Here is a 12787-nt window from a genome sequence, read left to right on the forward strand (position 1 = left end):
ATCTGGTTTGTCAACTGGAAATTAAAATTTCATAGATAAAATTCTGAATATATATGGAAATAAGAAAATTCAATTTGAACTATAGTAAGAAATATGATAAAGTGTAAGGCAGAAAAGCAATTCATTTTACAAAGGGGAACAAGATGAATACAGAGAAGGACAAAATTCAGGAAGAAGGCAAAGAGGAGAACAGTTCTTTGACAGCTCAAAAAGCCCCGGAAAGGGATGAAAACAATAAGGCCGGAAAACGAAAATCAACAGGACAAAACCCAGTGGCCAGATTTTTTATTATCCTGTTTAAATATCTGCGGATTATTTTCAGGCCGCTGTTTAAGCTGTTCCGGTTTTTCTTTCAGTCATTATTCATTATATGTGTGTTGGCGCTGATTGCTTCTATAGCGGTAGGAGTGACGGTGATTTATCCTAAATATGAGGAATTTAGCCAGCAGGCAGTGGAGATTGTGGCAGAAAGTGATTTAGATACCTTCCGCCTTCAGGAGTCCAGCTATATTTATGACAATCAGGGAGATGTGATTGCCAAGCTGACAAAAGATGAGGATTCTACCTACTTGCCATATGAGGAAATCCCGGAGGATGCAATCAATGCTTTTATTGCTATTGAGGACAGAACGTTTTGGGAAAATTCAGGCTTTGATTTAAAGGGAATTATAAGAGTAGGTCTGAATTATTTCAGGACAGAGGGGGAAGAGGTTCACGGGGCCAGCACTATTACACAGCAGCTGGTGAGAAACAGATTTCTTACAAGAGAAGTATCTATAGAGAGAAAAGCGAAAGAAATCCTGATTGCCATGGAGATGACAAAAAAGTATTCTAAAAAGCAGATTATGGAATTCTATGTAAATGACATCAGCTTTGCAAATACTTATTATGGTTTGGAGGCCGCCGCTGAAGGATACTTTGGAAAAACGGCAAAAGAGCTGACGTTAAGCCAGATCGCATACCTTTGCGCCATTCCCAACTCGCCTACATACTACAATCCCTACAGACATCCGGAAAACGCGTTAAAGAGAAGAAATAAGATTCTGGGGGATATGCACGACCTGGGATATATTACAGATGAGGATTACGAGGAAGCCTTAACAGAAGAGATTGTCATTGAAAAGGCAGATTATGAGTTTAGAAATTATGAGACTACATATGCAATAGATTGTGCAGTCCGGTATTTAATGAAAGATAACGGATTTGAATTCCAGTACGGATTTACCGCCTATGATGAATATAATGCATACAAGGATAAATACGAGCAGGCCTACAGCCAGGCCAGAGATCAGCTTTACACAGGAGGATACCAGATTTATACATCCTTAGATCCGGAAAAGCAGTCTTTCCTTCAAAGCACTATTGATCAGGTTTTAACCTTTGATGAGAATGTGGCTGATAACGGCATTTATGCTCTTCAGGGGGCCGCTACAGTGATTGACAACAGCAGCGGCAAGGTGGTAGCCATTGTAGGAGGCAGAACTCAGGAGGCAGACACTTATAATCTTAACAGAGCCTTCCAAAGTTTCAGACAGCCGGGAAGCTCTATAAAGCCTATTATTGTATATGCTCCGGCTTTAGAAAACGGTTATACCTCCCAGTCTACTGTGAAAAATATTAACGTAGACGACGCAAAGAAAAAGGGAGCGGACGTTTCAAAGCTTCCAGGCAATACTATGACTTTGCGCCAGGCAGTAGAGCAAAGTAAAAATGGAGTTGCATGGTGGCTGTACAACGAAATTACGCCTCAGGTTGGTATGTCTTATTTAACAAAAATGAGATTTGACAATATTGTGCCTGACGATTATTATCTGGCTTCTTCCCTGGGAGGATTTACATACGGCGCCACTACAGAAGAAATGGCGGGAGCTTATGCGGCCCTTGCCAACGGCGGAATGTACAGAGATCCTACCTGTATTATGACTATGTTAGACAGAAACGGAATCGATGTTTACAAAAACAGCGGAGAATCTCAGGTATATGAGAAAAATACAGCGGCAGTGATGGTAGACATTCTGAAAGGCGTAGTGAAAAAAGGAACAGCCAAGGGAATGGGATGGAGCGGCAATATAGAGGCGGCAGGAAAAACGGGAACTACCAACAACAGTAAGGACGGATGGTTCTGCGGAATGACTCCATATTACACCATGTCTGTGTGGGTAGGATATGATCAGCCTAAAACCTTATCCTCACTTTGGGGCTCCACTTATCCGGCTTCCATATGGAAACAGGCTATGAGCCACTTTGTAGAAGGCCTGGAGGCAGCTTCCTTTCCTGAGCCTGGAAAGGAAGAAGGACAGAAAACAATTTCCGGGGGAAATAGCGCTTACCTTCCTGGAAGAGATGATTCTGAACTGCTGGCAGATAATTACACTGTAGGCAATTACCGCCAGGATCACAGCCTTGCCGATCAGGCCCAGGCCCTGATTAATCAAATGGCTGCTGCTGATCCAGACACAAAGCAGTCTTTGTATAACCAGGCAAAAAGCCTGATTGACCAGATTTACGGAAATACTTTATCCAGACAGATGAATGAAACCTTAAACGCAGCCATGTCCGGCGGCTGAGTGTTCTGAACAGAGAAAAAAATAGGGGAACCCCAAATTTCGCCAACGGGATTTTTGGGGTTCCCCTATTTTTGTGGATAATGGTTCCCTATTTTTATTTTTAGCTGTGCAGCTTATTTAGGTCTGAATAAAACTCAGGGTAGGAAATATTTACGCAGTCTGCTCCAAGAATCTCTGTTTCCCCGTCTGCCATTAAGCCGGCTACTGCAAAGGTCATGGCGATTCGGTGGTCTAAGCGGCTGTCAATTACAGCGCCGTGAAGGGGTCTGCCCCCTTTTATAATCATGCCGTCCTCTGTTTCCTCTGCATCAGCTCCCATAGCCTTTAAATTCTCAACCATGGCTTCAATTCTGTTAGATTCTTTTACTTTCAGCTCCGCCGCATCTTTTATAACAGTAACTCCGTCGGCAAAGCAGGCGGCCATAGCGGCAACAGGAAGCTCGTCAATTAAAGTGGGAATCACAGGACCGCTGATTTCTGTGCCGTGTAAAGAACTGGCAGTTACCAGAATATCAGCCACAGGCTCCCCTGAAACTATTCTTTTGTCTAAAAGCTGAATATTGCCTCCCATTTTTATGAAAACCTTTAAAATGCCGTCTCTGGTGGGATTGATTCCCACATTTTTAATTAAAATCTGAGAGCCGGGGATGAGAAGTCCGGCAGCCAGGAAAAAGGCGGCTGAGGAAATATCTCCGGGAACCTGTATTTTCTGCCCGTAAAGCTCTTTGGCAGGCTTTATAATAGCTGTAGTATTTTCTGTTTTTACATCTGCCCCAAAGCCGGAAAGCATCAGCTCTGTGTGATTGCGGGAAAGGGCGGGCTCCGTTACTTTTGTTTCACCCTCAGCGTAAAGGCCGGCCAGCAAAATCGCTGATTTTACCTGAGCGGAAGCTACAGGAGAGGAGTAATGAATCCCTTTTAAATGGCAGCCCTCAATGGAAAGAGGGGCGCAGCCGGTGCCGTTTATGCTGGAAATTTTAGCTCCCATAAGAGAAAGCGGCTCTATAATCCGCTTCATAGGCCGTTTTTGTATAGAAGCATCTCCTGTAAGCACTGTATGAAAGCTTTGGGCAGAAAGGATTCCGGATATTAGTCTGGTGGTGGTGCCGCTGTTTCCGCAGTCTAAAACAGAATCCGGCTTTTTCAGTCCCCGGAGCCCTCTGCCCATTACTGTAATTTTTCCATTATCATTGCTGATACACACGCCCATAGCCTGAAAACAGGAAATTGTGGACAGACAGTCAGCTCCCTGAAGAAAACCGGTAATTTCAGTAGTTCCTTTAGCAATAGCCCCGAACATAACGCTTCTGTGAGAAATGGATTTATCTCCGGGAATAGAAATTTCCCCTCTAAGAGGGGAAGATTTTTGAAATTTCATAGGAAATCTCCTTTACATTTTCATTAAATCATATTTATACCTGGTAAGCTGATTCCAGGCAGCCTCCATGGAGCCTTCGTCATAAAAGGTAATGCGCAAAGCGCCCTCCCCATGTTCTCTGCTGTGATTGATGCCAATATTTTTTATACTGATGCCTTTGGCGGCCAAAATAACAGACAGTGTGGAAATAGATCCTACCTCGTCTACAATATCTACGGAGAATGAGTATTCTGGCTCAATGGCTCCCTTTGTCCTGTCAGAAATAGAATCTCTGTACTGCCTGGAATTCTGAAACAGGCGGTGAACTGCCTGGCTGTCTCTTTGCCTCAAATCAGAAAGCACATGTGATAAGGAGGAGATATACTGCTCCAGAATCTTTATAATATTATCTGTATTGGTCATACAGATCTGCTCCCACATTTCAGGAGAGGCGGAGGCGATTCTGGTAATATCCTTAAAACCTCCGGCGGCAATCTGCTTCATAATTTCATCTGGGCTGTCCTTTTCCTGTACCAGATTTACCAGGGAGGAAGCAATAATATGAGGCAGATGGCTGATGGCGGCCACTGCAAAGTCGTGTTCCTCATAGCTGATTACCTTGGGAATAGCGCCTAAGGCCTGAGCGATTGCCTTTACCCGCTCAATGTGCATAGGATTGTCTTCAGAGGCCGGGGTAATCATATAGTACGCGTTTTCTAAAAGGTGATCTGTAGAATTTTCATATCCTGTTTTTTCAGAGCCGGCCATAGGATGTCCGCCAACAAAGCAGCGCTCCATTTGCAGATTGGCGACAGCCTGATGAATACTGGTTTTTGTGCTGCCTACGTCTGTAATAATGGCCCCGGGCTTTAAAAGAGGCTTCAGCTGTTTTAAATAGCCGGCGTTAAACTCTACAGGGGTACACAGGAAAATCATATCGCATTGTGACAGCTGGCGGTCAATACCGTCTAAAATAATATCCACCACGCCATCCTCGTGGGCTTTTTCCAGGCGGGAGGAAGAGCGCATATAAGCCATAATTTTAATTTCAGGGTGAGCTCTTTTTAACCCCTTTGCAATAGAGCCTCCGATTAAGCCGAGGCCGATAAAGCCTACTACAGCTTCCATAATTTAAAACTTCCTTCCTTCTAATTGAGCATAAGGCCTTAACTGGTCTGCGAGAGCCTCAAAGCCGTCAAAAGTAAGAGACTGAGGTCCGTCGGACAGGGCACACTCAGGGCAGGGATGAACCTCGATCATTAATCCGTCTGCGCCTGCTGCAATAGAAGCCTTTGCCAAAGGCTCCACATAGTCCCTGACTCCTGTGGCGTGGCTTGGGTCAACAATAATAGGCAGATGGCTTTTTTTGCGGATCACAGGCACAGCGCTAAGGTCTAAAGTATTTCTTGTAGCTGTTTCATATGTACGGATACCTCTCTCGCACAGCACAATATTTTCATTTCCCTCTGAAATAATATACTCGGCGGCGTTTAACCACTCATCAATAGTAGCGGCCAGACCTCGCTTTAAAAGCACGGGAAGACCTGATTTTCCGGCTTCCTTTAAAAGATCGAAATTCTGCATGTTTCTGGCGCCTATCTGCAGCATATCCACATATTTTACAGCCTTCTCAATGGCCTTTAAACTGGTTACTTCACACACAACAGAAAGACCTGTAGCCTGTCTGGCCTCCATCATGTATTTTAACCCTTCTTCCTCTAGGCCCTGGAAGGAGTAAGGGGAAGTGCGCGGCTTATATGCCCCTCCTCTTAAAATGGTGGCCCCTGCTTTTTTCACGGCAAAAGCAGTATCAATTAACTGCTGCTGGCTTTCAATGGCACATGGACCTGCCATAATCGTTAAGGTGTCAGGACCTATCACTGCAGAACCTACAGAAACAGAGGAATTTTCAGGGTGGAATTTCCTGTTAACCAGCTTGTAGGACTCAGTTACAGGCACAACCTTGTCAACGCCCTGGGAGATTTCCAGGTTGATGCCTGCTAAGCGGCTTTTGTCGCCTACCACGCCTACAATCGTAACCTGAGTTCCCTCTGAAAGGTGGGCAGTTAAACCTTTAGATTCAATTAAACGTGTAATATTCTGAACATCCTTTTGGGAAGCGCTGGGCTTCATAATAATAATCATAATTTAGTAACTCCTTTTGTGTTGGTTTATGTTGAATACAATTGCTGAATCAATACATTCTTGATTTTATCCCATCCCTTGAAAGTTGTCAATGATTTAATACTTTAAAGTTTGACAGTTTAAACTATTGATTAATAAAGAAGATGGATAAATCAAAGAATATACAGGGAATATACAGAGCAGAAAAATGGAAAAGCGAAAAAATTTTGTATAAATTGCATGTTTTACTTGTAAATTTCCGACATTTTTAGTAAAATATCATCATAGGCTAAAAGAACGTACAGGAGGGTATATTTTATGAATGCATATGGTACAAAGCAGATCCGCAACGTAGTTTTATTAGGGCACGGGGGTGCCGGCAAGACAACTGTGGCAGAAGCTATGGCGCTGTTGACAGGAGTTACAAAGCGTATGGGAAAAACAACAGATGGAAATACCATCAGTGACTATGATAAAGAAGAAATTAAAAGACAGTTTTCCATTTCTACATCCCTGATCCCTCTGGAGTTCCAGGGAGAGGAAGAAATGATTAAGATTAACCTTTTAGATACTCCCGGCTATTTTGATTTTGTGGGAGAGGTAGAGGAGGCGATCAGCGTAGCTGACGCAGCTATTATTGTAGTAAACTGTAAGGCAGGTATTGAAGTTGGAACAGAGAAGGCCTGGGAGCTGTGCGACAAGTACAGACTGCCCAGAATCATTTTTGTTACTAATATGGACGACGACCATGCCAGCTACCGGGAGCTGGTGCTGAAGCTGGAAAAGCAGTTCGGCAGAAAGATCGCTCCATTCCAGCTGCCTATTCGTGAAAATGAAAAGTTTGTAGGTTTTGTCAACGTAGTAAAAATGGCAGGACGCCGTTTTACAAATTTAAGCGATTATGAAGAGTGCCCGATTCCGGATTATGTAGAAAAGCATTTAAGCATCGCAAGAGACGCCTTAATCGAGGCTGTGGCTGAGACAAGCGAGGAATATATGGAAAGATATTTCTCAGGGGAAGAGTTTACCCAGGAGGAAATTTCCAATGCACTGCGCACCCACGTTATAGACGGCACTATTGTGCCTGTTATGATGGGTTCCGGCATCAACTGCCAGGGCTTTAGGGTTCTTCTTCAGGCTATTGACAAGTACTTCCCGTCGCCAGATAAATATGAGTGCGTAGGCGTGGACGTTTCCACAGGAGAGCGCTTTACTGCAAAATATAACGACGACGTATCTCTTTCTGCCAGAGTATTTAAGACAGTAGTAGATCCGTTTATTGGAAAGTATTCTCTTATGAAGATTTGTACAGGTACATTAAAGCCTGACACTACAATTTACAATGTAAATAAGGACGCGGAGGAGAAGGTTGCAAAGCTTTACCTGTTAAGAGGAAAGGACGTTATTGAGGTTCCTGAGCTGAAAGCAGGAGACATTGGAGCAGTTGCAAAGCTGACTGTGACTCAGACAGGAGATACTATTGCAGTCCGCACAGCTCCTATTATGTACCATAAGCCGGAGATTTCCACACCTTATACCTACATGAGATATAAAACTGTAAATAAGGGAGACGACGATAAGGTTTCCAGCGCTTTGGCTAAGCTGATGGAAGAGGATTTGACTTTAAGAGCAGTAAACGATAAAGAAAACAGACAGCTTCTTCTCTATGGAATCGGCGATCAGCAGCTGGAGGTTGTTGTAAGCAAGCTGCTGGGACGTTATAAAGTAGAGATTGAGCTGAGCAAGCCTAAATTTGCTTTCAGGGAAACATTGAGAAAGAAAGTGGAGGTTCAGGGCAAATACAAAAAACAGTCCGGCGGTCATGGACAGTACGGAGACGTTAAAATGGAATTTGAGCCTTCCGGCGATCTGGAAACCCCATATGTTTTTGAGGAAAGAGTATTTGGAGGAGCTGTACCTAAGAACTACTTCCCTGCAGTGGAAAAGGGAATCCAGGAATGCGTATTAAAGGGCCCGCTGGCTGCATATCCGGTGGTTGGCTTAAAGGCTACATTAGTAGACGGCTCATATCATCCTGTAGATTCCTCTGAAATGGCTTTTAAAATGGCTGCCACCATGGCTTTCAAAAAAGGATTTATGGAAGCAAATCCAGTACTTTTAGAGCCTATCGCCTCTGTAAAGGTAACTGTTCCAGATAAGTTTACGGGAGATGTTATGGGGGATTTAAACAGAAGAAGAGGACGTGTTCTGGGAATGAATTCCAATCATCACGGCAAACAGACTATTGAGGCCGACGTGCCAATGTCCGAGTTATTTGGCTACAATACAGACCTGCGTTCCATGACAGGCGGAATCGGCGTATATGAATATGAATTCAGCCGTTACGAGCAGGCTCCCGGCGATGTACAGAAAAAAGAAGTAGAAGCCAGAGCAGCTAAAGTAGACAAGATGGAAGCATAAAATAAAATTAAGGCAGGCTGCCGTCCAGGTGTTTTACCGGGCGGCGGCCTGCGTTTTTAAGCCTTGAGGAGAGCACATGTATGGATGACAGAAAAAAAGCGAGAAAAATATTTTCCAGAATAGGCGGGGCGTACTTTATATTTTTAGCGGCGGCAATGGGAGTCCAGTTTATTGTTGTGCTGGCCATTTTTTTGGCAGGAGGAAAAAATCTGTCTTTAGGCCAGGATATAAAGGTGGCTATCTCCATGGCGTGTATGTACGGCGCAGGATTTCCCCTGTACTGGATTTTGGTGAAAAGAGTGCCGGGAAGAATGGATGAGTACAGAAAAAATAATCAGGCGGAGGTTTGGGGCCCTGGCCAATTAATTGTCTGTATGATTATTTCCATTTCTGTAATGGAGGCTGGAAACTTTGTGGGCAGCCGGCTGATGAATATATTAGGCCAGGCGGCGGGGGAGACAGAAGAAAATCTGGTGTTTCAGCTGATTTCAGAATCTAATCTGCTGACCTTAGGAGCTTTTACTGTAGTGGCGGCCCCTATTATGGAGGAACTGATGTTCAGAAAGCTGTTAATAGACAGAATTATCCAGTATGGGGATTGGACGGCTATATTAGTGTCAGGGGTTATGTTTGGCCTGATACATGGAAACTTTTATCAGTTTTTCTACGCCTGCGGTCTGGGAATGATTTTCGCCTATATTTACATCAGAACCGGAAAAATAAAATACACCATAGGGCTTCATATGATAATTAATTTTATGAGTTCTATGATTGCAGGAAACCTGATAAAGGCAATGGATTACCAAAGTCTTCTGCAAATTACAGAAGATAACCCGGAAATGATGATGGAATATCTGGCTGCAAATTGGCTGCCTCTCACTATGCTTATGCTATATGGCTTAGCCCTTATTGTGCTGGCTGTGGCAGGTGTAATTTTAGCTATTTGCATCAGAAAAAGAATTCACTTGTACCCTGCTATGGAAAAAATCTCCTGGGGAGAAAAATATCTGGCTGTATTTTTAAATATTGGGATGGTATTATTCCTTGCCATGTGCACAGTTCAATTTGTGATTTAAACAGTAACTGAATCTGTGCACATTGGAATCTTTAGTCTACATGGCTCTTTGTAAAAGGAGGCGGAAAATCAAAAGCAGCAGTCCGTAAACAGCGGCGATTACGCACAATACCTTCAGCACAAGAAGGCTGATAAAGCCGGAGGCTAAAACGCCTAGGTAAAGGAGTAAAAACATAGTATATCCGCTGTATGCCCAGCATCTCAGACCTAAAAGACGGTTGCGTTCGTCTGTTTCTGCTGTTTCCTGTTTTTTTCTTAAACCAGGAGATTGTAAGAAACGAATATTTTTCCAAATTAAAATGATTCCCACTCCTATAAGCGCAAAGCCGGTAGAGGAATAAAAGCTGGACAGAAACTGTCTGGCCCCTGGCTCCAAATACATAACAGGCAGCCTTCCTCCGGCAAATATAGTTATCAGTATTGCAATAAGGCCAAGCACAATCACAAAGCTTCCCACCCATATTCTAGTTTTGCAGCGTTTTTTAAAATCAATAGGGGCGTCGGTAAACAGATGATTTAACCACATAGTCAGTCCTCCTCTTCAAATAAAAATATTTCTTCAATGGTAGTGTGAAAATATTTGGCAATTTTATGAGCCAGCATTAGAGAGGCATTATACTTTCCGTTTTCTAAGGATATAATGGTCTGTCTTGTAACGCCTACTGCCTCCGCCAAATCTTCCTGCCGGATTCTTCCGGCTTTTCTTAATTCTTGAATCCGATTTTTCATAGGAACCTCAGCTTCTTAATGTAACGTTTACTTTACATATAAAGTATAGTTTCCTTTACATTAAATGTCAAGCTAATTTTATATTGATATTAAAATGTTCTTATAAAATAAATAGGGGCAAAGGGATAAAATCATATTTGTCAGATATTTTTGAAAAAAACAATAAAAAACATAATAAAGTGCGAATATTATAAGTATTAACCAGGAGAAACCTTGCATATTAGAAAAATGCATGATAAAATAGCAATATGTGAGTGCTCTTTTACACATTTTTCACAGTTAAAAGGGCTACAAAAGCGTTTATATGGTAGGACCGCAATGAGGGAAAGGTTATATGATACATACGAATGTTGCTAAGACTGGCACTTGCGGAGTGGTTTGTGGCAAACTGTGTCACGATTATGAAGGCATTTTTTACAACCATAGGAAACCTTGTAAATGCCCTTACAGCAGGAACAACCACCACACTAACCATTAACAGTACACAGGCAGATATTATTAAGAATCTCGGATTTGGAGAGAGTCTGATCATGCTGATTTTGGCAGCTCTCTTATCCGTAATCATCATTATCTGTGGTTTCTTTATGATTTACAATGTGTACTTTAGATTCTTAAAGCTCCTTGTTATCGTTCCGATGGGAGCTATTGCATTTTCAACAATGGGCGGAAACAGAACCGTGAGCCATACAGTTGTAACCTATTGTAAATATTTCTTATCCGTATGCTTTGAAGCGGTCACAATGGATCTGGCGATTGTGGTGTGTAACGCCTTTATCAATGCAGGCTTACCGTCCTTTACAGGCAACTATGCGGATTGGGCACAGACACTCATTTATCTGTGTGAAATGACATTTACGATTGCACTTACTGTGGGAAGTGTCAAAGGGGCTCAGTCATTGACAAGTAAGGCACTTGGATTGTAGGAGGTAGCAGAATGGAAATCAGACCATTAACAGAAGCAGAAAGACAATACACCTATACGCAGAGTATGCAATTACTTGGACAGACCGGGTGTATCGGTCATTTGAGAGGCGATTTTGACAGATCAGGAAATGGCTTTTTTACGTCATGGAATGACCATAGAAAAGAGTATAAGACGGCGGAGTTTAAGAAAGAACTTGATGATGTTAGCAATGCCCTTCGTTCTGACGAATACGGACTTTTGCAGAATTGTTCCGGTATGTGGAAATTTGCAGGGAAGTATCCGGAAAGTTCCTTTGAGGGGAACTACTGCACGGAATATGGATTTCGTGCAGATTCGGGTAATCATTCATTTCTGATACGATGCAATCCTACATTGGGAGATTATAACTTTTACTGTTACTGCTATGTGACGAAGTGGCTGGATCAGCACCTTCACAATGCCGAAAAGGGTATCCGTTTCATTGATGAGCATTACAATGAGCTTTTCCGTATTGCAGATGGGGAAAAGATTATCATTACGGATTCACAGGGCAAAACAGAGGAGCGTACTTGCAGATATATTGATGAGTACCACACGGAAGTAGGCAGTCAGCTTTATCATATCTGCCAGTTTGCAGAACTGATGAAGGGCATGGGTTCAACTTATAAAGCAAAGGAGAGTAAAGAGCAGATGCGCAAAGAAGAAATGGAAAAAGATACGGAGCAGAAGAATTGTCTGATATACCATTCGGAATATACAGGAGAAAATGAGGTCGAACTTGATATTCAGATTTATCCGAATGGATGTATCTTTATCGGTTTAATTACCAATGAGGATGGGTATCCCGAACCCTTTGGGGATGTAACTGTCAATATAGATGCTCCAGCACCGAATTATTGTGGATATTTGGATACAAATAACCTTTCCAATGTAGAGAATTTCATTCGTGACAATGATTTAGGTGAGTTTACGGGACTTACAGGCAGAAGCGGATATTGTGAATATCCTCTTTATCTGTTCAATGTGGATAAGCTTCGTGAACTGTGTCCGGAACAGATGGCAGCCTATGAGCATAGCATCGGTGTCACAGGCAAAGAGCAGGAAAAAGAAAAAAGCAGATAGGAATGAGAAATTTGGTAATTGAGATTAACAAGGACATTGACCGTTACAAGGAGTCTGTTGTTATGGGACTTACAGCAAAGCAGCTTATTTTTTCCATAGCTTCGGTAGTTGCAGGCGGTGGCATTGTCCTTCTTTTGTACCCTTATATTGGATTGACACCGAGTGTGTATGTGGCAATTCCGGTGGTAACACCGATTGCACTTGGAGGGTTCTATTCTTTTAACGGTATGAGCTTTTATGAGGTTATGGGAAGAAAGATTCGTATGATGTTTGCAAACCACCCGCTGACTTATGTTTCCACAGAGGGGGAAACAGTCATAAAAGAGTGCCAGCAGGCAGAAATGCTAAAGAGCAAAACGAATAAAAAGAAAAAGGGGAAGGAAGCCACGAAAACAAAAGGAAATCAGGAGGAGTTTGAGGCTATGAAGAAGAAAACGAAGAATATGTTAATCGGTGTGGTTATTTACAAGGCAAGACAGTAGGTAACA

At 42.7% G+C, this 12787-nt stretch carries 10 protein-coding genes and 1 pseudogene; 6 read left to right on the forward strand and 5 right to left on the reverse strand.

The genetic code is table 11. The features are described 5' to 3' along the window. The first annotated feature begins 143 nt into the window (after positions 1-143). Positions 144-2567 (forward strand): transglycosylase domain-containing protein, encoded by a 2424-nt coding sequence (locus C1A07_RS15760; RefSeq protein WP_101877947.1) that lies wholly within the window; start codon positions 144-146, stop codon positions 2565-2567. Between the two features lie 100 nt (positions 2568-2667). On the opposite strand, the gene aroA is transcribed toward C1A07_RS15760, so the two are convergent. Genes aroA through aroF form a run of 3 tightly spaced genes read right to left on the reverse strand, consistent with a single transcriptional unit; the run spans position 2668 to position 6069 of the window. Beyond that, the gene (aroA, locus tag C1A07_RS15765; RefSeq protein ID WP_101877948.1) at positions 2668-3945 is read right to left on the reverse strand and encodes a 3-phosphoshikimate 1-carboxyvinyltransferase; all 1278 of its coding nucleotides are present in this window, start codon (positions 3943-3945) and stop codon (positions 2668-2670) included. Between the two features lie 12 nt (positions 3946-3957). After that, a complete protein-coding gene (locus C1A07_RS15770) occupies positions 3958-5052 on the reverse strand; it encodes a prephenate dehydrogenase (protein ID WP_101877949.1) in 1095 nt (364 codons plus the stop codon). 3 nt (positions 5053-5055) lie between these two features. Beyond that, positions 5056-6069, reverse strand: a complete 1014-nt coding sequence (aroF, locus tag C1A07_RS15775) for a 3-deoxy-7-phosphoheptulonate synthase (protein ID WP_101877950.1) — start codon at positions 6067-6069, stop codon at positions 5056-5058. A gap of 297 nt (positions 6070-6366) precedes the next feature. Here aroF and C1A07_RS15780 point away from each other — a divergent pair, with 297 nt between their 5' ends. Both C1A07_RS15780 and C1A07_RS15785 read left to right on the forward strand, forming a co-directional pair. Beyond that, positions 6367-8469: an elongation factor G gene (locus C1A07_RS15780; RefSeq protein ID WP_101877951.1), complete on the forward strand. Its 2103-nt coding sequence runs from the start codon at positions 6367-6369 to the stop codon at positions 8467-8469. An 80-nt stretch (positions 8470-8549) separates the two neighbouring features. Further along, positions 8550-9545 carry a CPBP family intramembrane glutamic endopeptidase gene (locus tag C1A07_RS15785; protein WP_101877952.1) on the forward strand — a complete coding sequence of 332 codons (996 nt, stop codon included), beginning with the start codon at positions 8550-8552 and terminating at the stop codon, positions 9543-9545. Positions 9546-9581: 36 nt separating this feature from the next. Here C1A07_RS15785 and C1A07_RS15790 read toward each other — a convergent pair whose 3' ends face one another. Together C1A07_RS15790 and C1A07_RS15795 are read right to left on the reverse strand one after the other, a co-directional pair. After that, entirely contained in the window at positions 9582-10070 is a 489-nt protein-coding gene (locus C1A07_RS15790; RefSeq protein ID WP_101877953.1) for a hypothetical protein, read from the reverse strand. A 2-nt stretch (positions 10071-10072) separates the two neighbouring features. Further along, positions 10073-10273, reverse strand: a complete 201-nt coding sequence (locus C1A07_RS15795; protein WP_101877954.1) for a helix-turn-helix transcriptional regulator — start codon at positions 10271-10273, stop codon at positions 10073-10075. Between the two features lie 344 nt (positions 10274-10617). On the opposite strand from C1A07_RS15795, the pseudogene C1A07_RS15800 reads away from it, so the two are divergent. From C1A07_RS15800 to C1A07_RS15815, 3 genes and pseudogenes are all read left to right on the forward strand, one after another. Next, a pseudogene (locus C1A07_RS15800) lies at positions 10618-11196 on the forward strand (hypothetical protein); the annotation flags it as partial. Between the two features lie 11 nt (positions 11197-11207). Beyond that, a complete protein-coding gene (locus C1A07_RS16920; RefSeq protein ID WP_242972340.1) occupies positions 11208-12299 on the forward strand; it encodes a DUF4313 domain-containing protein in 1092 nt (363 codons plus the stop codon). A gap of 11 nt (positions 12300-12310) precedes the next feature. Next, the gene (locus C1A07_RS15815) at positions 12311-12781 is read left to right on the forward strand and encodes a PrgI family protein (RefSeq protein ID WP_101878179.1); all 471 of its coding nucleotides are present in this window, start codon (positions 12311-12313) and stop codon (positions 12779-12781) included. Positions 12782-12787: the final 6 nt, after the last annotated feature.

Origin of the sequence: Lachnoclostridium edouardi, from assembly GCF_900240245.1 — a bacterium.
Lineage (GTDB): Bacteria > Bacillota > Clostridia > Lachnospirales > Lachnospiraceae > Lachnoclostridium_A > Lachnoclostridium_A edouardi.